Genomic DNA, 23,087 nt, shown 5'->3' with positions numbered 1-23,087 from the left:
CTCTTTTTAGTGCGATGCTTATTTTTTCGGCGCGATCGTGTGGATCGGATGACCCATCGCGAGCTCTGCCGCATCCATCGTGATCTCGCCCAGCGTCGGGTGAGCGTGGATGGTGAGGGCGATGTCCTCGATCGTGGCGCCCATCTCGATCGCGAGTCCGAGCTCGGCGATCATGTTGGACGCTTCGACGCCGGCGATCTGCGCGCCGACGACAAGGCCCGAGTCGACTTCGGAGATCAGCTTCAGGAAGCCGTCCGCGCCGTTCAGCGTGACCGCGCGGCCGTTGCCGCCGAACGGGAATTTGCTGGACTTCACGTTCAGGCCTTTGTCCTTCGCTTCCTTCTCCGTGTAGCCGACGCTCGCGCATTCGGGATCGGAGAACGCGACGGCCGGGATGCACTTGTAGTCGACCTTGGAAGGCAGACCCGCGATCGCTTCTGCGGCGACCTTCGCTTCGTACGAAGCCTTGTGGGCCAACGCCGCGCCGGGCACGATATCGCCGATCGCGAAGATGTGCTTGATGTTGGTACGGCATTGGTCGTCGACCTCGATCAGGCCGCGGTCGGTCGTCTTGATGCCGATGAGGTCAAGACCCAGCTCGCCGTCGGTGTTCGGACGGCGTCCGACCGTGACGAGCAGGTAGTCGGCCGTGACCGACTTCGTCTCGCCGCCGACTTCGTACGTCACGGTGACGTCCTTGTCGGTCTTCTCGGCGCTCTTGGCGAGCGCGCCGTTGACGATCTCGACCTTGTTCTTCTTCAGCTTCTTGACGACGAGGTTGCTCATGTCCTTGTCGAAGCCCGGCATGATCGTGTCCGCGCCTTCGAGGATCGTGATCTCCGTGCCGAACTTGGCGTACATTTGTCCGAGCTCGATGCCGATGTAGCCGCCGCCGATGATGACCATGCTCTTCGGCACTTCAGGCAGGGACAGCGCTTCGGTCGAGGACAGGATGCGTCCGCCGAACGGGAAAGGCTTCAGTTCGATCGGACGTGAACCCGTCGCGATAATGCAGTTTTTGAAGCGATAACGAGGCGCTTCCTGGTCGTTGAACAGTCGCGCTTCGTTTTCGTTGATGAACATGACTTCGCCCTGGAACATTTGGACCTTGTTCGCCTTCAGCAGCATCTCTACGCCGCTCGTCATCTTGTTGACGACGGAGTCTTTGTATCCCTGCACTTTGCCGAAGTCGACCTTGACGTTCTCGGCCGACAGGCCGTACTCGTCGGCATGCAGCATGGATTCGTAATGATGCGCAGAGTTAATGAGCGCCTTGGACGGGATACAGCCGACGTTCAGACATACGCCGCCGAACTTGCCCTTGTCCGCGATAATGACCTTCTGGCCGAGTTGCGCTGCGCGGATGGCCGCGACGTATCCGCCGGGGCCCGCGCCGATTACTAATGTGTCGATGTCCAGAGAAGCGTCTCCTACTACCATCGATTACACCTCCATGACAAGCAGCTCAGGATCGCTAAGCAGCTGTTTAATGTAGTTAACGAATTGTTGGGCAGTTGCGCCGTCGACGATGCGGTGGTCGAAGCTCAGGCTGAGCGCCATGATCGAAGCGGGCACGATCTCGCCGTTTTTGATGATCGGCTTCTGATCGATGCGGCCGACGCCCAGGATGGCGGACTCAGGGAAGTTGATGACCGGCGTGAAGAACAATCCGCCTGCGGAGCCGATGTTGGTGATCGAGATCGTGCTGCCTCTCAGCTCGCCGCCGCTCAGCTTGCCTTCGCGGCCGCGGGTCGCCAGATCCTTGATTTCCTTGGCGATGTTCCAGATGTTCTTGCGGTCGGCGTCGAAGACGACGGGCACGAGCAGGCCGTTGTCCGTGTCGGTGGCGATGCCGATGTTGTAGTACTTCTTGAAGACGATCTCGTTCGCGGCTTCGTCGATCATCGCGTTCATGACCGGGAACTCGCGCACGGCGGCGACCAGCGCCTTGACGATGAAAGGCAGATACGTCAGCTTGACGCCCTTCTTCTCGGCGAATGCCTTGGAGCGGTTGCGCAGCGCGACGAGCGCGGTGACGTCCACTTCGTCCATCAGCGTCACATGCGGCGCCGTGTAGACGGACTTGACCATCGCGTTCGCGATCGCCTTGCGGATGCCCTTGAACGGCACGCGCTCCTCGACTCCCGGTCCGGACTGCGCGGCGCGGGCGGCAGGCGCCGCAGCCGGAGCCGCAGCAGGCGCGGCGTCGGCGGGAGCGGCTTCGCTTTTCGCTGGCGCTCCGCCTTCCGCGAAGCCGGCGATATCCTCGCGGGTGATGCGGCCGTTCTTGCCGGTGCCGGATACTTCGGCGATGGCGACGCCCTTCTCGCGGGCGAACTTGCGCACGCTAGGCGTAGCCAGCACGAGCGCGGCGTCCTTGGCGGCCGCTGCAGGCGCAGCCGCGGCTTCGGCCGGCTTCGCGCCTTCGGCTGCCGCCTCTTGGGCAGGCTGGCCCTTCAGATCGGCTCCGCCCTGCGCGGAAGCCGCTTCGCCGGTATGGCCGGAAGGCTCGGCGCCATGGCCGCCGTCGGCTTGCTCGGGCAGCTCGCCTTCGGCGTCGATGATCGCGACGACATCGCCGACGCGCATCGTCTGGCCATCTTTGCCGAACACTTCGAGCACCTTGCCGTTAACCGGGCAAGGCACTTCCATGATGGCTTTGTCGTTCTGCACTTCCATCAGAATATCTTCGTCGGTCACGGCTTGTCCGGCAGCGATGTGCATCTTGACGATCTCGCCTTCGTGCAGACCTTCGCCGAGTTCCGGGAACCGGTATTCGAATCTTGCCATGCGCTATCCCTCCTTCGCTTTAGAATTGTAGCGTTTGATTGGCGGCCTTGACGATACGTGCAGGCGACGGCAGCCAGGCATCCTCGATCAGCGCGAACGGATATACCGTATCCGGTCCGGCTACGCGGAGCACCGGCGCTTCCAAATGCAGAATCGCCTTTTCGTTGATTTGCGCGATGATCTCGGCGGCGGCGCCGGCGCTCTTTTGCGCTTCCTGCACGACGATCGCGCGGTTCGTCTTTTGAATCGAAGCGACGATGGTGTCGATATCGAGCGGCACCAGCGTGCGCAGGTCGATGACTTCGGCGGAAACGCCGTTCTTGGCCAGTTCATCGGCCGCTTTGACGGCGGTGTGAACCATCAAGCCGTAGGCGATGATCGTAATGTCCTTACCCTCGCGCACAACGTTCGCCTTGCCGATCGGAACCGTGTACTCGCCCTCGGGCACTTCGTCCTTGAACGCGCGGTACAGGTTAAGGTGCTCCATGAAGAAGACCGGATCGTTGTCGCGGATCGCGGAGATCATGAGGCCCTTGGCGTCGGCCGGGTTCGAAGGCACGATAACCTTGATGCCCGGCGTCTGGATCGCCAGACCTTCGAGCGAATCGGTATGCAGCTCGGCCGCCTTGACGCCGCCGCCGAACGGCGTGCGGAAGACGATCGGCGCGTTGTAGCGTCCGCCGGAACGGAAACGCAGGCGGGCCGCCTGCACGAACATTTGGTCGAGCGCCTCGAAAATAAAGCCTACGAATTGAATCTCGGCGACCGGGCGGAAGCCTTGGGTAGCCAGACCGACGGCCAGGCCGCCGATCGCGGATTCGGCCAGCGGCGTATCGAATACGCGCTGCTCGCCGAACTCGGCTTGGAGACCTTCCGTCGCGCGGAAGACGCCGCCGACCTTGCCGACGTCTTCGCCGAAGAGCAGAACGCCGGGGTCGCGCTTCAGTTCGACGCGCAGGGCGTCCTTGATCGCTTCAATCATGTTCATTTGCGCCATTAGGTTTTGTTCTCTCCCATCTAGAGGATGACGGCCGCCAAAAGCGGCTGTACCGTATATATTGGAAGGGACCGCGTGCATGCGGGCCCGGACCGAGTGGCCCGAACGCTAACGCCCGGGCTTGACGCGGTCCTGATTAAAATTCGGACTTCTGCTCTTCGAGGTGCGGAGGCGTCGTCTCGAACATCGAGTCGATCAATCCGGCGACCGTCATTTTTTCGGTTTGCTCGGCTTTCTTGATATGCTCGTTGACCGTGGCCTTGGCCTCTTCCTTGACGCGAGCCGTGTCCTCTTCCGACCATAGGCCCTTCGATTCAAGGAACTTGCCGAAGCGTACGAGCGGATCGCGAAGCGCCCACTCCTGCTCTTCTTCCTTGGTGCGGTACTTGGTCGCGTCGTCCGACATCGAGTGCGGACGGAAGCGGTACGTGACGGCTTCGATCAGCGTCGCGCCGCCGCCTTCGCGGGCGATCTCGGCGGCTTCCTGCACGGCGGAGATGACCGCCAACACGTCCATGCCGTCGATCTTCACGCCGCGGATTCCGGCGGCCAGCGCCTTGTGGGCGATCGACTGGGCAGCGGTCTGCTTGGCGAACGGCGTCGTGATGGCATAGCCGTTGTTCTGCACGAAGTAGATGACCGGCAGGTTAAACGAACCCGCGAAGTTCATGCCTTCGTAGAAGTCGCCTTCGGAGGAGCCGCCGTCGCCCGTATAGGTGATCGCGACGCGCTTTTCGTTCTTGAGCTTGAAGCCCATGGCGACGCCCGTCGCGTGCAGAATCTGCGCGCCGATAATAATCTGCGGCATCAGCACGTTCACGCCTTCGGGAATCTGGCCGCCATGCTGGTGACCGCGCGAGTACAGAAATGCCTGGTACAGCGGCAGGCCGTGCCATACGAGCTGCGGCATATCGCGGTAGCCCGGGCAGATGAAGTCTTCCTTGGTCAACGCGTATTCGCTGCCGACCATCGTGCCTTCCTGGCCGGATACCGGCGCGTAGAAGCCAAGACGGCCTTGACGGCCGAGATTGACGGCACGATCGTCCCAGGTGCGGGTAAATACCATGCGATACATTACTTCCTTTAATTGCTCGTCGGTCAGGTTCGGCATCGCTGCCGCATTGACCACTTCGCCTTCGGGGGACAATACTTGAAGCGGTGTTACGTCTTCCGAATGCACAATATGCGCTGCTTGCTGCCCCGGCTTCGCCGGCGCGTCCAAAGATCCTTTGCTCATCGTTACATCTCCTCGTCATGAATTGTGGAAGAGGGGTTTCTGTTATAGAATTATTATATCGCTGCCCTAGTGGTTTGGTCAAAGTAAAAAAGGCATAAATATTGAATTCTTCCTCGTTGAAAGCGCAATATGTTTCTAGTACAGTTCATAATTTGTTGTATAACACAGTAATACAAATCGAGATTCGGCGCCCTGGAAATGGTAAGCGCGGGCATGGACATTCCTATGTTTTGCCCATGCCCGGCCGCTGTCATACCCGATCCGGGCCCGCGAAAGGAACATTGCCCCATGTCCGATTCCCCTGTCCGAAGAACGGTCGTCAAACACGTCATTCCCAGCAATTACCTGTCGTCCGGCGAACGGTCCGCCCGCTTCTATTTACCCCCCGGCTACCAGGAATGGCTCAGCTATCCCGTCGTCTATTGCCAGGACGGCGAAGATTTTTTCAATTTCGGAAGAATCGCCACGATCTCCCATCAGCTCATTCTTGAAGAGAGCTGGGAACCGTTCATCATCGCGGCCGTAGACGTCGACAAATCCGTCCGCACCGAAGAATATTTGACCGGGAGCGCGCGCCATGAAACTTATTTGAGCTTCTGGACGGAAGAGCTCGTACCCTTCGTGGAAAAGAACTTCGCCGCCCGACCCTCCGCGGACGCTCGCCTGCTGGCGGGCGACTCGCTCGGAGCGGCCGTATCGCTGTCCATCGCGCTGCGTCGGCCGGACCTGTTCGGTCGCATCCTCTCGCTCTCCGGCGCCTACTACGGCGCGTCGATCGCGGAGCTCAAGGCCGCCGGCGACCTGTCGGGTTTATCGCTGTGGATGACGGTGGGCTTGCAGGAGACCGCATACGAGACGGAGCGAGGCGTTCACAACTTCGTCGAGCTGAACCGGGCCGCCAGGCAAATTCTCGAGAGCAAGGGCGCTTACGTCGATTACCGGGAAAAAGACGGCGAGCATAAGTGGGGCTTCTGGCAGAAGGAGCTGCCGGAGGCGCTGGGCGCTTTTCTCGGTCCCCGCGCGCATATGTAAGAACCAAAAAAGACGGCACTCCGCGGAGTCCGTCTTTTCATTATGGTAATAGTTTTTTAGCCAGCGCTATCCCTGTTGACCGTCTGCCGGCCGCACCTTCCCGCTCTCCAGCAAGTGCGCAAGCAACCGGTCGCTAGCTTCGCTTATCAGTTCGTATGTCTCGTCGAAATCTCCGGTGTAGTATGGATCCGGTACATCCGCAAGCGCCGCCCCCGGGACGAACGATAGAAACCGCACGACCTCCGCGCGAGTACGGGTCCCGATCGCCTCGCGGATCGCCTTGACGTTGCTCTCGTCCATCGCGACGAGGAGATCGAAGCGCTCCCCGTCCTCCCTGCCGATCCTCCGCGCGAGCATGCCTTCATAGGAGATGCCTTTGCCGTCGAGGATGCTGCGGGTTCCTTCGTGCGGCGGCTTGCCCAGATGCCAGTCTCCGGTGCCGCAGGAGTCGATCTCGATGGCGCCGGCGAGTCCCGCGCGCGACACCCGGTCCCGAAATACCGCCTCCGCCATCGGCGATCGGCAGATGTTGCCCAGACAGACGAACAATACGCGATACATGTTTACATCCCCTTTCTGTCTTCCACGGGCGCCCCGGCTTGTCCGCCGAACGCATGCAGCTTTCTGCGCGGCAGACGCCACTTGTATTGCACGGACAGCATCCGCATCGTCACGGTCGCGGCGAACAGCGCGAGCAGCGACCAGGTCATCTGCAGATGAGCGGCTCCGACGGCCAGTCCGGCGAGCAGCGCCCATACCGCGTAGATCTCGTCGCGCAGGACCAGCGGCTTGCGCCCGGCCATGATGTCGCGGATCATCCCGCCTCCGATCCCCGTCATCATCGCGGCCACCATGATGGCGCTGACCGGCAGCTTCGCCTCCGCGGCGTACAGCGCTCCCTGTATCGCGAATGCGGCGAGCCCGATGGCGTCGAAGAACGCTTCGCTTCTTTTCCAATGATAAATCCAGGCGACGGGCAGCACGAATACGACGATAATCGAAAAGACCGCCGTCTTCAGCAGCAGCCCCTGGCTCCAAAGCGTCGTGACGGGCACGCCGATCAGAAGATTGCGCACGATCCCGCCGCCGAACGCCGTCACGAGACCGAGCACGAACACGCCGAGCATGTCGTAGTGCTCCTCCATCGCGACGATCGCGCCGCTCACGGCGAAGGCGATCGTACCGATGATGCTGAACCATTCAAAAACGTCCAAAGTCAAAACGATAACCCCCGGCCGATTCTCTAGTCGGGCGATGCGGCGCCATGCTGCCCGCCTACCGCCTCATCTATTGTATCGGCTACCGGGCGGATGCCGCAACGGAGAATTTGCACCATTCGATCGCAATCGAAACATGCGAGTCGCATCCGGACGCTATTGCATTTATACTAGGTTCTATATGTTAATGCACGCGGTTGAACCGCATATCGATTGCCGGGAGGAAACGGACCTTGTCGCATGCATCTTCGTCGGGACGCGCCGTCATCTATACGGGCGGCACCCTTGGAACCTGGAGCCTCTCGCTCGCGCAGCCCGGAGACTATCTGATCGGCGCCGACAGAGGCGCCTACTTTCTCGTTCAGCACGGCGTCGCGCCGGATCTCGCCCTCGGCGACTTCGACTCCGTCGACGCGGACGCGCTCGCGCGCATTCGCGAAGCGGCCGTCGAGACCGCCGAGTATGACGCGGTGGACAAGGATTGGTCCGATACCGAGCTCGCGCTGCGGGAAGCGCTAAAGCGCGGGTACAGGGACATCGTGATCGCGGGCGGGCTCGGCACCCGCTTCGATCACAGCCTCGCCAACGTCCAGCTGCTGGCCGTCGCGGCCGATGCGGGCGCATCGGCGCTGCTCGTGGACGCGCACAACGAGATCCGGCTGCTGCGGTCATCGGCGCGCCTGGCCGCGGATGACCGTTATGCCTACATATCGCTGTTGCCGCTCGACGGAGAGGTGACAGGCGTAACGCTGACCGGCTTTGCCTATCCGCTGCACAACGCTACGCTGCGTCAAGGCATGTCGCTCGGCGTCAGCAATCTGCTCGCGGAGCCGCAGGGCACGATATCTCTCGGCAGCGGCTCGCTGCTCGTCATCAGAAGCCGGGATTAATCAAAAAAGTCAGGGCCGGCGGCCCTGACTTTTTGTTTACGCGCGGGGCTGGACATTCCGCAGCTTAAGTCTTTACTCGCGGCGGCTGCGCTCGGCCGCAATCCGCAGCTCCATGCCTTCGTACGCAAATCTCGCCCAGTCGGGCAAGCCGTAGTCCCGCCTCACGTCGATGTCGTGGGACAGATGCGTAAATACGACGGACTCGGCGCCAACCTCCTCGGCGAGCTGCAGTCCTTCCTTCACGTCGTACAGCGACCGCGTCTCCATCGGATAAGGCTCCTCGTAGAAGCTCGTGCCGAGGATGAGCAGCGATAGTCCGGACAGCGGCGCTTTCTGCGACTCCGTCAGATCGATGGAATCCGGGCAATACGCCCAAGCCCCGCCATTCGGGTGTTCGAACCGATATGCGTACGAATAGCCGTTTTTTCCGTGGTTGACCTTCCAAGCTCGAATCGTCCAGCCGCCATAGGTCAGCTCGCCGGCCGGATCGATCGGTCGATGCAGGAGCCGCCCTCCGATCCACGGGTACCGGATGTTCACGTCGGACAGCACCTCTGCCGGCGCATGCAGCTCGGCCGTGGTCTCGAGCCAGCGGCAGGCGTCGGCCCACTCCGCCAAGCCGCCGATATGGTCGACGTGCGCATGCGTCAGCAGCGCCTGACCTACCCGCCTGACGCCTAGTCGCTCCATCTGGTGACGCCAGTCCGGACCGCAGTCGACGAGCAGCGGCGCCTCGTCCGCCGTATTCAGCCAGATCGCCGAGCGGCGCCGAATATTGAGTCCGCCCGCCCGCGCTTCCTCGCACACGGCGCAGCCGCAGTAGACGCGGGGCGTGCCGAGCGAGTCTCCATGCCCTAGCACCGTGACGACCATCTCTTGTTGCGAAAAAGACAAATCGCGTACCTTCCTTCTTCGGTTCGAGTCTATATCAGATCGCCAGCAGCGGCACGCGCTCCAGCCCTTCCAGATCCGCGACCATCCGCTCCCAAGCCTCCGGCTTGTTCGGCAGCGCGGCATAGTACCAGCGCAGGAACCCGGCGGCCAGCGTCGCGGGCAGCTCGGAGACGGCGTCGTCGGCCGGTCTGAAGCAGAGGTCGAGTCCCGTAACGGCCTTGCCCTCATGATCCCAGGACGGGTGGACGTAGGCGAGATCCAGCCGTTTGAAGCCCAGATGGGACAGCACTTCTCTGCGAACCGCCGGATGCATCGGCCCGACCGGACCGGCCGCCTCGTTCTCGTCCAGCTGCGCCGGATCGTAGATCTCCGCGAACATGCCGAGCATCGGCACGCCGCTCTCGGTCTCCAGCCGCTTCAGATGGGCCTCGCGCTGCACGAGCAGAAACCGGCCGATGCCCATGCCCGGACGTCCTACGATCGTGAAGTCGGTCATCGCCACCGCGAACTCGGGCCGGTAGCGGTATTCGGTCGCGCCGACGACCTCGCCGTCCATCACCGCGACGTACACCTGGATCGTCGGATCGAGCAGCGGCTCCCGCCACAGCTCGAACGCCAGTACCTCCTCCAGCGGGAATACGCGACCCATGAGCTCGTGCATCTTGGCAAAGTAGGGATCGTCGATCGACGCGATCTTGTGGTATTCCAAAGCCATGACCTTTCCTCCTCTACCCGGCGCATGAAAAAGGAAGACGGGGCGGCGTGCAACCCGGTCTTCCTCGGCAATGGCCAGCTCTTGTCTAAATCCTAATAGAATCGAACCGGCTTGTAAAGTTGGAATAGCGGCGCCCTGCGCGTCAAGAGTCGATGCGCATCATCATCTCTTCCAGCAGCCTCACGCGGGCCAGCGATGCGCGGAGCAAGCCGAGGCCGATGTCCGGATAGAGCCGGATGAGGCGGGTCAGCGACTCCCGCTCCAGGCCGAGCGTCCGCACGTCGCCGAGCAGCGCGTGAGCCGACACCGTCGATACCGATTGGTCGAGCGCGGACGTGGCGCCGCACACGTCTCCTGCGCCCAGCACGCCGAGCGTCGCCTCCAGACCGGCGGCGGTGATGCTCGTCAACTCCACGTTGCCTTCTACGATGACATAGAGCGCCTCGCCGGTCTCGCCTCGGACCAGCAGCGCCTCGCCGTCCTCGAACGTTCGCTCGGCGGAGATGCCGGCGATAAGCCCAAGCTCCTCAAGCGTCAGATCCGCGAAGTAAGGAACGTTTTTAAGATAGATCACTTTATTCAGTCTTCCGAGCATCCCTTGCGCTTCCACGGAACCGCCACGCTCCCTTCCGGCCTCCGCCGCCATCTCTTGCCACCAATCGTCCGCGGAGCGCGATGCGTGCGCGAGCGCTGACCTGGCCTGCTCCGCCGTCATCGGCGGGCGATCCGCGCCGTCGTAGTCCGCCTGCAGCACGGCGGCCAGCCGCTGCGCGAGTCTGCGGTCGCCCGCTCCCTCGGCCAGCACCTCGAGGCCGTTGCTCCTCGTCTCGTCGTCGGGGTCGGCCAGCGCCCGGCGGATCGCCGCCACTACCTGCTCGTCGGTCAGACGGACGAGCAGCGACCATACGGCCTCCTGGACCCGGTGCAGCTGTCCCTTGAAGCCGAGCGACGCCAGCGCGGCCAGGTCCTCGCGTCCGACGGCGCGGAACGCCGCCGCATAGGACGCCGCCTCGTCCAGCTCGCCCATGCGGCGGAGCGCTTCGTCCGTCAGGCGACCGCGCACTTCGTCTTCCTGCAGCAAGGCGGCGAGCGCGCCCATCACGACCCGCCAAGTCTGCGCATGCGCGCCGGGCAACGCCTCGATCAACAGAGCCGCGCCTGAGGCTTCCATGTTAATAAGCGCCCGCTCGGTCACGTTCAGCAGCTCTTGGTCGCCTGCCGGCAGACGCTCGAGCAGCTGCGGGATGACATGCGTCGCGCCAAGCTTGCCCAGGCATGCCGTCGCGGCGAGCCGCACCGCAGGATGGGCGTCGTGCAGCAGCCGCTCGACCTGCTCCGCGAAGCGCTGCAGCCGCAGCTCCGCGACGACGCCGCATACGTGCGCCGCAGGCTCGCCGCCTTGCGCGAGCAGCCGCTCGATCGCCTCGAAGCACGCTTCGTAGCTGGACTCGCTCTCAAGCGCGTACATCGCCTTGACGGCTTCGGCGACGACGGCCGGATGCGGATCGAGCAGCTTCATCCGGAGAAAGAAAAACGCCTGCGCCGGCCATTGCTTCATCTGCGCCATCTGCCTGACGCCTTCGGCCCTCACCGTAGGCTCCTCGTCCTCGAGCACGGCGCCGATCCGGACGAGCGCCTGAAGGTCGGCGCCCGCCAGCGGCATGGCCCGCAGCGCGGCGGTACGCACGCCGGGACTCGCGTCGTCCAGCAGCCGCTGCAGCTCGGGCAGATATCGCTCGTCCTGCGTTCTTCCGACGATATCGGCGGCGATCTCCCGCACGCCTTCATGCTCGTGCCGCAGCAGCCCGGCGACGGAGCTCATCGCCTTCGCATTGCCGAAAAACTCCCGATACGACTCCATCAGCTCCCGATCCTCGAGTCCGAGCGTCTGAACGCCTTTGACCAGCTCGCGCATGTACAGCCGCCGGACGTTCCAGGCCAGCGCCGTCAGCAGCAACGCCGCGCCGGCGCCGACTGCGGCCAGCACGGGATAGCCGAGACCCGCCGCCTTGTGCAACGACTGCAGGCCCGCGCCGAGCAGGATGCCGAAGAAGGAAGCGAGCCCCTGCGCGGCATACCTGTAGCCGTCTCTCTGCGTGATCGGCAGCGTCTTGTAATAAAGCTGAAAAGAAGGCTCCGCCGAGTAAAAGATGAGCACGTTGGTCAGCATGTAGGCGCCGGCTGCGGCGGCTACCGCAGCGGCCTGGCTTCCGAGCAATAGGGCCGACACGCCGAAAGCCGCCGCATAGGCGGCGGCGATCGCAACCAGCATCCCGCTCGCGCCGAACCAGGCAACCAGCTTGCCCGAAGCCAACTGTACCAGAAAAGCAAGCAAAAACAGCAGCGTCGACACCATGCCGAACATACGGGCGAATTGCTGCTCGTCCTGGTAATAGCCGTGCGCCGTATTCAGGAACAGAAACTCCGCCAGGTAGTAGAGCGCCGGCATTAGCGTCATCAGGCCCATGACGCCCAGCAAAAAAGGCGAGCGGAACGTTCGCTTTATATATTCAAAGGAAGTCGCCGTCTCTTCGTCCCCTGCGGACTCCGCCCGCAGGGCGAGCGGGACCAGGTATTGCACGATCGCTTTGCGGTAATTAAACGAGGCCGCGATCAGCAGGATCGGACCGAGACCGTACACCAGCTCGGCGCCCAGGGGACTGAGCGCCTGCGTCAGGAGGCCGCCCGCCACGCCGCCGAGCGTCGCTCCGGATACGAACAACGGCATCAGCCGCTTCGCCTGCTGCGTCGGACAGACGTCCACGGCCAGGCTCCATAGCAGCACCGTCTGCTGGCGAACGACAAAGCTCGAGGTCAGGAACAGGACCGGATAGAACCAGCGCATATCCGCGCCGGCGATGCGGAGCGCTCCCAGCACGGCCGCATCCGCGAGCAGAATGCCCGTCATGACGGCGTACATCGTTTTCATCAGGTCGGGCTTGGACAGCTTCATCGCCAGCCAGCTCATGAACCAAGCCTCGAGCGGCAGTATCAAAGCCTCTGCCGTATACATATAGGGCAGATATTCGCTGCCGAAGCGCTGGCTGAACAACGTAATAAAGCCATTGTAGGTTAAAGCCTCGGCGATCCCGCAAATCAGAAAAATCGGCGTCATCAGCCTTACCTTGCGCCGGTCCTCCGTTCGTACGCCCAACCTGCCGAGCGCATGCGCCATATTCATGACTGTCACTTCTTTCCTTCTGTTGACGCTACCGGCCGCCGGCTGGCCGCAGATTCAGATAATAGATGAGCCGGTCTTCGCCGTCGAAATAATAATCGGGCAGACGCCCGTTCAGCGTGAAGCCGAGCCGTTCGAACAATCGCCGAACGCCCTCGTACACGGGCAGATCGCAGGTGTAGGTCACCAGATACCGGGCTCCGCGTTCCGCCAGATAATCCAGCATCGCGCCGGCCAGCCGGATGGCCAGCCCCCCGCGCCGGTAGTCCCTGCGTACGACCAGGTAATCCCAGGTATACCCGCCCGTGCGCTGCTCGTTCTCGGCGACGCCGGTAGCGGCCACGACGGCGCCGGACAAGTCCGTCGCGTACCAATAGATCGTCTTGCCCTCCAGCGCCATGTAAGGCAGCGTGCGAAAATGTTCCTCCTCGCCCGGCGTCGGACGTTCGTCGTCGAACGCCTCCGGCGACAGGAGAAAGGCGACGACCGCATCCGCGGCCTCGCGCGTATCGATTCTTTTGATGACGATTCCCGTGCTATCCAATCGCGTATCCTTCACGACTTGCCCCCCGCAATGCTGATCTGGTATGCGCCGTACGTAGATCGGCCAGCCGCGTCAAACGGCCAGCGTACCGTTCCAGCCGGCCCCGGAGCCCTTTTGATAGTACTCGTCGCAAAGATAAAAGTAGAGCTTGGCGGCTTTGTCCATCCGGTTCTGCTTGATCACCTCGACGAACGTCTCGCGCGCATCGTAGAACCGCCCTTCCTGACATAGCGCCAGACCGCGTTCGAACAACGCCTTGGTGCGTTCCTTGGCCGCGCGCTGCTGCTCGGGGTCCCCCTCGTAGACGTCGATCAGTTCCATGGCCTCGTCGCTGCCCTCCAGGCGAATCCGGCCGAGCGAGCGGTGCATGAACCGTTCTGGCGCCCGCAGCTGCTCGAAATAATCGCGCGTGGCGACGATGGAGCACCCTACGAGATCCGAGATCTGCTCGAGCATCGTCGTCCGCTGGACGTCGTCCGAGATGACGTTGCCCTCCCATCGGCGCTCTTCGCCGATAATGCCGAGCATGAGCGGTCCCTTGTGAAGCGCGATGCCGATATCGACGGGCATGTAGCCCGATCCCCGCCGGTGCTGATTGTAGACGGCCAGTTCCCTGCGCAGTGCCACTGCCGCCCGGATCGCTTCATCGGCATGGCCCGGGAACAGCGCCATGAAGCCTGCGCCGAGATACTTGCTGATCAGCCCGTCCTCCTGCCTGACGATCGGGCCGAATCGCCGCAGGAAGGAGTTCATGAAGTCGAAGTTTTCCTTCGGGCTGAGCGTCTTGGACAGCTGTCTGAAGTCGCGAAGGTTGGCAACCATGACGGCCATGTTTTTTTGAATCTGGTCCCCAAGCCGGATATCGAGGATTCCTTTCTTGCCGAGCGAATGGAAAAACTGCTGCGGCACGAACCGGTACGAGGCTTCGCTGAACGAGGTGATGTCGGCGATATGCTGACGGATATAGCGCGCCATCCGGTTGAACTGTTCGCCCAGATCTCCTACCTCGTCGCGGTTGCGCAGCTTCGCCTCGACATCCCAGTCGCCGTTGGCCATCGCCATGACGCTCCTGCGCAGCTTGCGGATCGGAGACAACAGGAAAAACGTCGCGAGCGTGACCAGTACGATAAGCCCGGCCGTGATCATCAAAATATTCTCGATAATGTTGTAATAAATCGTGCGGTTCTCCCGCTGCAGCACGCTCAGGTCGCGGCCGGTCTCGTAGATGCCGACGATCTGCCCCGCGCCGTCGTAGACCGGTCCGATCGCGTACAGCCACTTGCCGTCCGCATCCTCCCATTGCCCCGTGCGGATAACGCCTTGCGCCAGCACCGCCGCGTTCTCCTCGCTCTGCTCGAACGGCTTGAACATGTTGACGCCGTCGTCGTCGTCCATCACGATGTAGATCCGGCCTTCTTCGTATTTATATAGCGTGCTGTACAAGCCCTGTCGCTGCTCGCTGTTCTCGCCTTCGAACAGAAAGTTCATCTTGGTACGGATCGCCGTGTAGTCCGCGCTGCCGTAATCGGATGGCGAATGCAATCGGGCGAGCCGGTCGCCGTCGATCAGGTTCTGGCCGTTGCGCGCGAGCAGCGCGAGCTCCCGCTGCATCTGGCCCTCCATCCGCGAGGAGAAGCTGTCGTAGATAAAGTTGGAGAGCAGGATCATGGCGATTAAAATCGCGGGAACGGTGGCGAGCACCTGCTTGAGAAACAGAGAGGTGCGCCGCTTAAGCACATGGACGTGGAACATGCGAACGGAAAACACGAGGAGCAGCAGGCTGAGCCAGAAGACGACCCATAAGAGACGGCGATCCCATAAGGTGCGGCTGTCGAGCGAGGTATGCGAGATCTGGCCCGCAGGCGAGAAGTCGGCGGAAAACAGCAATATCCGGTCGTTCAGCACGACGGTAAAGCCGGTCTGCGTCTGTCTGACATCCATGATCTCGTAGCTGTCCAACCCGGGAGCGACGCGGCGCAGCGATGCGTCGTCCAATACGATCTTGGCTGCGGCTGGCGCGAGCGGATCCAGCACCGAGACGGCGTTGACGAGCCGGTCGACATACATGAGCGAGCCGTCCGCGCGCAGGGTGAGCAGCTCGGGGAAATTTTTGGAGTTGACGCCGGCCGCGGTCTCCGGATACAGCCTGGCGCTCGCGCCGTCCGCGTCTACCCGGTAGATGCTTCCTCTGCGGGTCGTAAAGTAGATTTTCCCCGGCTCCGTGCCCGTAATCTCGGACAGGAACCGATCCGGAGGAAGCGTAAACGAGAACGTCGTCTCTGCTGCGCCGTCCGGCAGAGAGATTTTTTTCAGCAAGAGCTGTTCGCCCGAGGCCTCGTAAAAGTAGAGAGCGCCTTCCGTCAGCTGAAGGCCTTTGATCTGACCGATGCGCTTGCTCGCGCCGTCTCCCTTGCGCTCGAACAGCACCTTTCCGTTTTTGCCGCCGCCGTCGTATCGCACGATTCGTTCGCTCTGCACGTAAAGGCCGTAGGCATCGAGCATGGTTGCCAGCGCGTAGACGCGGCCTTCTTCGTCCGCGACCGCCTCGTTGAAGTCGACCCTGGCGTCCCGGTCCGCGGCGGCGTAGGACATTCGTCCGATCAGCGTTCCGTCCGCGCCCAGCTGCTCGATATGCTGCTTCGAATCGCTCACGACGGCGACCGAGCCGTCTCCCCCGGCGGCCGACAACGACAGGTTATGCAGACCTTGCTTCGTTTTCCATGACGTCTCGTCCTTGCCGCCCCGATCCGCGAGCGTATAACCGGACCAACCGGACAGCGCCAGAGACACCAATACCAGGAACACAGCCACTTTTTTCATCGAATATAGGCGCCCGCTTTCTTTTCTTACGGTTCTGCGGAGAGAACCTCACGATCGTATTTGATAGTTTCATCGTACTACAAGTTCTTCCATAATTCATCCCCCGTCAACACAAAATGACAGATTCCAATAATTGAGGTACTATGGATATAAATATCGATAGATTCTACCTATTTCGGAAAAGAGCGTGACTTGGGGCATGGGACAACTGGTTTGCGGCGGCGCGATGATGCAATGCTCGTTCGGAGTGGCTCCGTCTACGTTAAACGTGCTGCCGGCCAACCGGACGATGACCGCCATGCCGATCGCCAACATCATGGACAATAAGCCTTTCGTCAATATCATGCCGTTCGGCATGTGCAATTCGATGGCCAATCCGACCGTGGCGGCCGCTACCGCCGCCAAGTTCGGCGTCATGACGCCGATGCCCTGCGCGCCCGTGACCGTCGCGCCATGGACGCCCGGCTCGCCGACCGTCCTGGTCGGGAACTTCCCCGCGTTGAACAGTACCTCCAAGTGCATGTGCAGTTACGGCGGCGTCATCCAGATCAACGTCCCCGGCCAATTTACGATACAGGTGCCCTAATTATGATCGAGACGATTCTCAAGCCGTTTATCAAGCCGATCAAGACCCGCATCATTCGACCGCTCAAGCAGGCCAAGACGCTGCCCAAGCGCATCCTTAAATGGCTTATCCAGTGGGCTCGCGCCGTTCTCGGCAGCGGGCTGCGTTCGCTCGACAACTATTGGAGGGTCGGCAGCTACTACATCGCCAAAAAACTCGTGGTTTTGATCATTTTGATCGGGCTGGTCATTGCCTATTTCGGCTTTATCAATCCGCCGCGCTTCGTCGACAAATGGTTTTCCCGCACGCCGACGTACGAGGCCTCCGCGGCGCTGGACAAGGGCTATACCGGCAACGCCAAGATCGTGGACGGCGCCGGAGGCCTCGTCTACGTCGGCCCGCTCGAGAGCGGACAATACAGCGGCGTCGGCAAGCTGTATGGCGACGGCAAGCTCCTTTACTTCGGCGACTTCGCCAAAGGCGTCCGGTCCGGCTCCGGCGAAGCGTATTCGCCTGACGGAAGCTTGCTGTACCGCGGGCAATTCGCGGGCGACGCCTATAATGGAACGGGTACGCTGTACGCGGCCGACGGGAGCGTGCTGTACGAGGGCGCGTTCGCCGCGGGCAAATACGAAGGCAACGGAACGTTGTATGCGGCCAAGGATAGGATCAAATACGCGGGCGCGTTCGTACAGGGATTGTACGAGGGCGAGGGCAAGCTGTACGGGGACGACGGCAAGCCGCTATACGAAGGCGCCTTCGCCGGCGGGCAATACGAAGGCGCCGGCAAGGAATACGCCGGGGAAAAGCTTCGCTACGAAGGCGCCTTCGCCGCCGGCCTGCCTTCCGGCGAAGGCACGGCGTATTCGGCGTCCGGCGCGCCCATCTACAAGGGCGCCTTCCAGCGCGGACTGTACCAAGGCGCGGGCACGCTGCTGAACGAGCAGGGCATCACGGTCTATGCCGGCGCTTTCGTCGGCGGCATGCGCGACGGCGAAGGGCAAGCGTTTAACGCGGACGGGACGCCGGCGTATCAAGGCACGTTCCGTTCCGACAAGTACCAAGGCTTCGGTTCGCTCTTGGACCCGAACGGCACGGTCCTCTACAAGGGCTTGTTCAGCGCAGGGCGCGCCGACCCCGCGGCCTTCATGGGCATGGCGTCCGCTACGCTGCAGGAGAAGCTCGGCGCGCCGGATGCGCCTGCGGATCCCGCGGATGCAGGAACGGACGGCGAAGCCGGCGAGACGCTGGATGCAGGCGGCGACGGGGGTTCGGGTACGGCGGATTCAGGCTCGGAAGGTTCAGGTTCTGAGGGCAGTACAGCGGCTGGCACGGGAACGAATGGTTCCGGGACGACCGGCACGGGAACGAGCGGTTCCGGGACGTCTGGAACGGGAACGAGCGGTTCCGGGACGTCAGAGACGGAACCCGCGGCCACGGGAGCGACAGGCGCAGGATCGAACGGCGCGGGAACGACCGGTTCCGGCTCGACAGGCGCGGGTACGGCGGGCACTGGCTCGACCGGAACGGAATCGACGGGCGCGGGGGCGCAGGCGGTCGCTGGCGGAGACGCGGCATCCGCGGGCACCAGCGGCGCGGTTATCGGCACGAGCCCGGCCGACGCCGGCGCGCCGACGGACGCAGGCAGCGGCGCCGCGCCCGCCGGCGGGGGAACCGGCGATGCGCCGGTCTCCGGCGGAGCGAGCGCCGGTAATGGCATAGGCGGCAGCCAGACGCCGACGGCAGCCGGAAGTCCGAATACGTCAGGTACGGGCGGCAGCCAGACGCCGGAGACGTCGTCCAGCGGCTCAAGCTCCGCTAAGGCGGCTGTCGCAGGCAGCGCCGCGGTGAGCGGCGCAAGCACCGGCACTAGCGCAACCATCGCGAGCCCGATTGTCACGCCTGCCGCGAATACGGACGCCGCGGGCGATACGGATGCGGCGACCACGGACGCCGCTCCCGTCGAGCTCGTATACGGCGGCATTCAATTCAGCTTTAAGCTGGAGACCGACCCGGACAATCCGGAAGCTTTCGCCGTAACCCTCGTTCGCACATGGAACAAATACGTCATCAACGATCTGCTTGACGCGCTCAAAAAAGCAGCGGTAAAAGGCGTCAAAACGGAAGCCTCGGGCAAGCTGTACACGATGTCCTACGCGTGGAACGGCGCCCTGTACAACTTCAATTACAACAACGACAAACCGGTCCGGCTGACGATCGGCGCGTTTCAAGTCTGATCGCGCGCAGGGCGCAATCGAGCTAAACGAGACTCTAACTCAAGACCATACTCCGGAATTCAAGCGCATGACAAAGAAGCCGCCCCGCTGTCCGATAAGGACCTGCGGGACGGCTTCTTCTCGATTGTCTTGGCTTACGGCGGAACTATTCGCGACCCGGCGCGGCCTCCAGGCGAACGGCCTGCTCTCCAGCGGCGTCCGATCCAGCAGACGACTCGCCTTCCTGCAGCTTCTTAAACGCCCACCAGCGCACGCTTAACTTGTCCGCCTCCGTGGAGCCGTTCAAGCGCATGCCGATCCGGAAGCTGCCGTGCTCCGGATAGACGATCGTGCCGAAGTCGACGTTCGGAACGTCCGACTCGTATTCGGTTCCTTTGAACACATCCTGCGAGCCGTAATAGATCGAGGCTTTGAGCGTATCCTGAAGCGCCAGGCCGACGACGACCGTGACCTGCCCCGCGCCGAGGCCGTGCTTGATCTCGTCCGTCACGTAATTGCGTCGGCCGCGCGAGAAAAACTTGAGTCCCGTCTTGGCGTTCAGCTCAAGCGGCACCTCGATCGTCCCCGTGGCGATCTCGTCCTGAATCGCTTGCGGACGAGGCAGACCGAGCTTAAAATCGAAGGCATTGCGCTCCGGATGATAGCGGACGTCCAGCTTGGGCTTCGCGTCGTACTCGAGATCGTAGGCTTCGGCCTCCGCGAAAAAACGGTGAAGCGACGCCGACCGGTCGGCTTGGGATAGCCGCTGCAGCAGCGAAGCGTTAGGCACGTATTCGCCGAACGGCACCCGTTCGACCTGCTCGATCATATAGGTCGAGCCGAGCTGCAGCAGACCGATTTTCGCGAGGCAAATCTCCTGCTCCGCGGAGCCTTCTGCCGCCTGATCGAGCGAGCGCTCGTACCAGGTCTTCAGAATGCGTTCCATGACCGGCTGGGAGATGATCTCCACCTTGTGAACGGCCGCATGATCGATCGGGACGCGCTGGTCGCCGATCGTGAGCGTCACCGACTGGGGCGGCAGCGTCAGCTTGCCTGCCGTATCGGGACGGTCCTTGGCCTTGACGCTGTAGGTCAGCCGGTACTCGGTATCCTGCCCGTCCCTAGGCTCCGTGAATTCGATATGCGCGCCGTTATCGCCGACCGGATCGAAGCCGTCCGATTCATAGTCGAAGCTGATCGCGACTCTCGCCGTTTGCAGCGTCTTTTCCACGACCAGCGTCACGTCCACGACATCGCCCGGATTGACGTACCGGGGCATCCGTTGCGATACGCGGACATGGGCGTCCTGGTACAGCACGGCGACATCCTCCAGCAGACGCACATGCTCGAAGCTCGACGGAGACGGCGCCTCCTCCTTGACGAACAGACGATAAGACTCCAGCACGCGGTTATATTCGCTGACCTCTTCGCCCCGGATCGACGAGTTGCCGACGGAATGGACCGGCTCGCGGCCCTTTTCGTCATAGGCGACGTACAGATATACGTTTTTCTTATATTCGTTGTTCGTGAAGCCCTCGATCATGGACAGCTTCAGCGTGACCGGAGACGGAAGTACGACCTCGCGGCCCGAATAATCGATCGCCAGGCCCATTTCGACCGTGATCGTCTTGTCGTCGACGGCGACGACCTGCATGCCGGCGACGACGCCGCTCCCGAACAGGAGCCGGTTAAGCAGCCTGCGCTTGTTGTTCAAGTATTTCTGCTCCGACTCGAAGTCCCGTACCGTCAGCAGCTTTCCGTAAAAATACCGATTGCGCTCGAACGGGTACATTCTCGCTTTTCTCATCCGTCAAGTCTCCTCCTTGTCGTCGGAACCGCGCGGCGGGTCCGCCCCTTCACTCCATTTCGGAATCCATGCCCAGACGCATATGCGCATCGAGACGGCGATTCATGTTCGCGTCCACGATCAGCGTGTCGTTCGGCATCGACCGGCCGTCTCCCAGCGTAAAGATCGAAGGCTCCGCGAGCACCGTATTGACGCCCAGATACGTATGCAGGTCCAGATACATCCAGGGCTGCAGCCATTCCAGCTTCGCTTCCGTATGCGCAGGCTTGACGTCGTCGACGAGCTGCCTGAGCAGCACCTTCTCCATATCGCTGCGCGCCTGGTCCGGGTGCAGCAGCACGGAGAACGTGAACGGATCGCTGCCGTACAGCCGATCGATGATCTCGCGCCAATCCCCCCGCTCGCGCAGCGCCTTGTATTGCGCAGGCTCCACGATAAGCGGCTTCATGCCGGTCATCGTCTCCACCGCAAGCTCGATGCCCCGGCGCGTGCCCCGGTGCCGGTACATGTCCGGCGCGGCGCGGATGAGGCGCCGGATCGCGTCGTCGCTCCAGTACTCGTGGGTATCGAGCCCGAGCCAAGAAGCCAGCCATCGCAATTGCCCTCCGTTGACCGTCTCCCGGTCGAACTGTCTGGCCACGCCGTCGATACGCGACTCCATCTCGTCGAACAGCGTGCCGAACAGCGCAAGGTACCGCTCCAGGAAGCTTTTTCCTCCCGACTCCTGCTGATAGACGGCGGGCAGGTAAGACAATAGCGTCTCCCTCGGAAAATAAACGCGCATGCGCCGCATCGCCGGCGTACTGCGTTCGCTGCCGATCCATTCCACCAGCATCCACAAGTAACGCCCCTTGGCGCCGAAAAACAACGAATCGGTCGGATTGACGACCGGCTCGGACCAAAAACCGGAGAGTCCTTTGAGTTTCTCCGACGGGCTCAGATCGGCGCGTCCGATCCAGTCGTCGATCCTCTGGATCGATCCCGCGATCGACCTGACCCCCGCGTCGTCCGCAAAGTAGCGGACGCGAAGCTGCGTCCCGTCCGGAATGTCGGCTTCCATCGTGAATTTATGCCACACCGTCTCGCGATCGGCGCTGTCGAACGCATAAGACAGCCAGTAGCCTTCGAGCGAACCCGCTCCCGCCATCGCGAGCGTCTGAGGCTGAAGATCGAGCACGGCCAGCGTCTGCTGCTCGCCGTTCAAGATATACATCCGGTCCCTTCCGTCGATCAGGATCGCATCGGCCTTTCCGCGAAACCCGCCTACCTTGCCGATCGGCTCGCCCGCCTCGTTAAACTGCAATATAAAGCGGTCGTCCTCCCCTTCCGACTCCATGCTGCGCGAATCGCCGACATAAATCTGCCGGTTCGAGTCGACGGCCAGACCCGCGAACGACAGCGGAGGCAGCATCATTCGCGTCGTCAGCCCGCCCTCCGGCGAGAAGGCGAACAGCGTCCGTCCGAGGCTGTCGTAAACGTACATATCTCCGAGCGGCGATACGGTCAGGAAAGGCTGGCCCGGAGGTCCGCCGTCAGGCGGCAGCCTGAGCGCGAATCGATCGTCTCCGATGACGGCGGCGAGTCCGCCGGACAGCGTCAGCCTGACGATCCGCAGCAAGGCAGAACCCGCGAGACGGGACTGCGCATCTCCGTCCTCACCGGGCGGTTCGGCCAAAGTCAGCGCATAAAGGCTGCGTCCGTCCGAGTGGAGAGCGAGCGGCCTGCAGTAGACGCCGTCCATCCATTCGCCCGTACGGCTCCAGCGCGTCTGGCCGCTGTCCATATCGTACGCCGCCAGCATGATATCGCCTTCGGGATCCGCGACGAACAGCGTCTCCCCTGCCGCGGCGAGCATCGCAGAGGCGGAGAATAACCCGTGCCTGGAAACGAAAAGCCGTTCGTGGTGCCGGCTGTGCCGGTCGTAAAACCACAAATCGCCCGCATCGTCCAGCAGGATCAGACGCGTGAACGGACCGACGGCGAAGGCTCGGACGACGCCGATGCCTTCCAGTTCGCCGAAGGACGCCGTATCCAGAACGCCATACCGCGCATCGCTGCGCAGGCTAAGCGTCTCTGCATTATCCAGGTTCTCCATCCAGCCTCTGCGGCGCCAATGCTCCGGTACGTTTACTGAGAAAAATAACGCCTCGTCATTCAAATCCGCTCTCCTCCTCTCTGCAAGGCA

General features: G+C 62.3%; 17 protein-coding genes. 4 read left to right on the top strand and 13 right to left on the bottom strand.

All coding sequences use genetic code 11. The annotated features are described in order from the left end of the window. Window positions 1-18 precede the first annotated feature (18 nt). The 4 genes from lpdA to pdhA all read right to left on the bottom strand — a co-directional run bounded on the left by lpdA (window position 19) and on the right by pdhA (window position 5,024). The gene (gene lpdA / locus PQG80_RS16595; RefSeq protein ID WP_271752524.1) at window positions 19-1,440 is read right to left on the bottom strand and encodes a dihydrolipoyl dehydrogenase; all 1,422 of its coding nucleotides are present in this window, start codon (window positions 1,438-1,440) and stop codon (window positions 19-21) included. 3 nt (window positions 1,441-1,443) lie between these two features. Next, window positions 1,444-2,790: a dihydrolipoamide acetyltransferase family protein gene (locus PQG80_RS16590; protein WP_271752523.1), complete on the bottom strand. Its 1,347-nt coding sequence runs from the start codon at window positions 2,788-2,790 to the stop codon at window positions 1,444-1,446. A 19-nt stretch (window positions 2,791-2,809) separates the two neighbouring features. Then, window positions 2,810-3,787, bottom strand: a complete 978-nt coding sequence (locus PQG80_RS16585; protein WP_271752522.1) for an alpha-ketoacid dehydrogenase subunit beta — start codon at window positions 3,785-3,787, stop codon at window positions 2,810-2,812. Between the two features lie 136 nt (window positions 3,788-3,923). After that, entirely contained in the window at window positions 3,924-5,024 is a 1,101-nt protein-coding gene (gene pdhA / locus PQG80_RS16580) for a pyruvate dehydrogenase (acetyl-transferring) E1 component subunit alpha (protein ID WP_271752521.1), read from the bottom strand. Between the two features lie 288 nt (window positions 5,025-5,312). Here pdhA and PQG80_RS16575 point away from each other — a divergent pair, with 288 nt between their 5' ends. Beyond that, window positions 5,313-6,056, top strand: a complete 744-nt coding sequence (locus PQG80_RS16575; protein WP_271752520.1) for an alpha/beta hydrolase — start codon at window positions 5,313-5,315, stop codon at window positions 6,054-6,056. A 66-nt stretch (window positions 6,057-6,122) separates the two neighbouring features. On the opposite strand, the gene PQG80_RS16570 is transcribed toward PQG80_RS16575, so the two are convergent. Together PQG80_RS16570 and PQG80_RS16565 are read right to left on the bottom strand one after the other, a co-directional pair. Continuing rightward, entirely contained in the window at window positions 6,123-6,617 is a 495-nt protein-coding gene (locus tag PQG80_RS16570) for a low molecular weight protein-tyrosine-phosphatase (RefSeq protein ID WP_271752518.1), read from the bottom strand. A gap of 2 nt (window positions 6,618-6,619) precedes the next feature. Continuing rightward, window positions 6,620-7,276, bottom strand: coding sequence for a trimeric intracellular cation channel family protein (locus PQG80_RS16565; protein WP_271752517.1), 657 nt, complete (start codon window positions 7,274-7,276; stop codon window positions 6,620-6,622). A 230-nt stretch (window positions 7,277-7,506) separates the two neighbouring features. On the opposite strand from PQG80_RS16565, the gene PQG80_RS16560 reads away from it, so the two are divergent. Beyond that, window positions 7,507-8,163, top strand: a complete 657-nt coding sequence (locus tag PQG80_RS16560) for a thiamine diphosphokinase (protein ID WP_271752516.1) — start codon at window positions 7,507-7,509, stop codon at window positions 8,161-8,163. Window positions 8,164-8,235: 72 nt separating this feature from the next. Here PQG80_RS16560 and PQG80_RS16555 read toward each other — a convergent pair whose 3' ends face one another. From PQG80_RS16555 to PQG80_RS16535, 5 genes are all read right to left on the bottom strand, one after another. Beyond that, window positions 8,236-9,057, bottom strand: a complete 822-nt coding sequence (locus PQG80_RS16555) for an MBL fold metallo-hydrolase (RefSeq protein WP_334219824.1) — start codon at window positions 9,055-9,057, stop codon at window positions 8,236-8,238. Between the two features lie 34 nt (window positions 9,058-9,091). Continuing rightward, window positions 9,092-9,766 carry a GNAT family N-acetyltransferase gene (locus tag PQG80_RS16550; protein WP_271752540.1) on the bottom strand — a complete coding sequence of 225 codons (675 nt, stop codon included), beginning with the start codon at window positions 9,764-9,766 and terminating at the stop codon, window positions 9,092-9,094. A 148-nt stretch (window positions 9,767-9,914) separates the two neighbouring features. Further along, entirely contained in the window at window positions 9,915-12,953 is a 3,039-nt protein-coding gene (locus PQG80_RS16545) for a HEAT repeat domain-containing protein (protein ID WP_271752515.1), read from the bottom strand. Window positions 12,954-12,981: 28 nt separating this feature from the next. Then, a complete protein-coding gene (locus PQG80_RS16540; RefSeq protein WP_271752514.1) occupies window positions 12,982-13,509 on the bottom strand; it encodes a GNAT family N-acetyltransferase in 528 nt (175 codons plus the stop codon). A gap of 57 nt (window positions 13,510-13,566) precedes the next feature. Continuing rightward, window positions 13,567-16,314: an adenylate/guanylate cyclase domain-containing protein gene (locus tag PQG80_RS16535; RefSeq protein WP_271752513.1), complete on the bottom strand. Its 2,748-nt coding sequence runs from the start codon at window positions 16,312-16,314 to the stop codon at window positions 13,567-13,569. A gap of 199 nt (window positions 16,315-16,513) precedes the next feature. Here PQG80_RS16535 and PQG80_RS16530 point away from each other — a divergent pair, with 199 nt between their 5' ends. After that, window positions 16,514-16,900, top strand: coding sequence for a DUF4280 domain-containing protein (locus PQG80_RS16530; protein WP_271752512.1), 387 nt, complete (start codon window positions 16,514-16,516; stop codon window positions 16,898-16,900). Between the two features lie 2 nt (window positions 16,901-16,902). After that, complete coding sequence (locus tag PQG80_RS16525; protein WP_271752511.1) at window positions 16,903-19,116, top strand: MORN repeat-containing protein; 2,214 nt, start codon at window positions 16,903-16,905, stop codon at window positions 19,114-19,116. A gap of 145 nt (window positions 19,117-19,261) precedes the next feature. Here PQG80_RS16525 and PQG80_RS16520 read toward each other — a convergent pair whose 3' ends face one another. Next, entirely contained in the window at window positions 19,262-20,902 is a 1,641-nt protein-coding gene (locus tag PQG80_RS16520; protein ID WP_271752510.1) for a hypothetical protein, read from the bottom strand. A 49-nt stretch (window positions 20,903-20,951) separates the two neighbouring features. Further along, window positions 20,952-23,060 carry a phage tail protein gene (locus PQG80_RS16515; protein ID WP_271752509.1) on the bottom strand — a complete coding sequence of 703 codons (2,109 nt, stop codon included), beginning with the start codon at window positions 23,058-23,060 and terminating at the stop codon, window positions 20,952-20,954. Window positions 23,061-23,087 lie beyond the last annotated feature (27 nt).

The sequence above is a fragment of the Cohnella rhizoplanae genome (assembly GCF_948329515.1).
Taxonomy (GTDB): Bacteria; Bacillota; Bacilli; order Paenibacillales; family Paenibacillaceae; genus Cohnella; species Cohnella rhizoplanae.
This window is presented reverse-complemented; position numbering and strand designations above follow the sequence as displayed.

Bases quoted from the DNA above. Each gene is read 5' to 3' on its own strand.
- PQG80_RS16535 (WP_271752513.1), bottom strand. From the start codon at position 16,314: ATGAAAAAAGTGGCTGTGTTCCTGGTATTGGTGTCTCTGGCGCTGTCC.
- PQG80_RS16530 (WP_271752512.1), top strand. From the start codon at position 16,514: ATGGGACAACTGGTTTGCGGCGGCGCGATGATGCAATGCTCGTTCGGA.
- pdhA (WP_271752521.1), bottom strand. From the start codon at position 5,024: ATGAGCAAAGGATCTTTGGACGCGCCGGCGAAGCCGGGGCAGCAAGCA.
- PQG80_RS16570 (WP_271752518.1), bottom strand. From the start codon at position 6,617: ATGTATCGCGTATTGTTCGTCTGTCTGGGCAACATCTGCCGATCGCCG.
- PQG80_RS16585 (WP_271752522.1), bottom strand. From the start codon at position 3,787: ATGGCGCAAATGAACATGATTGAAGCGATCAAGGACGCCCTGCGCGTC.
- lpdA (WP_271752524.1), bottom strand. From the start codon at position 1,440: ATGGTAGTAGGAGACGCTTCTCTGGACATCGACACATTAGTAATCGGC.
- PQG80_RS16520 (WP_271752510.1), bottom strand. From the start codon at position 20,902: ATGAGAAAAGCGAGAATGTACCCGTTCGAGCGCAATCGGTATTTTTAC.
- PQG80_RS16525 (WP_271752511.1), top strand. From the start codon at position 16,903: ATGATCGAGACGATTCTCAAGCCGTTTATCAAGCCGATCAAGACCCGC.
- PQG80_RS16545 (WP_271752515.1), bottom strand. From the start codon at position 12,953: ATGAATATGGCGCATGCGCTCGGCAGGTTGGGCGTACGAACGGAGGAC.
- PQG80_RS16590 (WP_271752523.1), bottom strand. From the start codon at position 2,790: ATGGCAAGATTCGAATACCGGTTCCCGGAACTCGGCGAAGGTCTGCAC.
- PQG80_RS16575 (WP_271752520.1), top strand. From the start codon at position 5,313: ATGTCCGATTCCCCTGTCCGAAGAACGGTCGTCAAACACGTCATTCCC.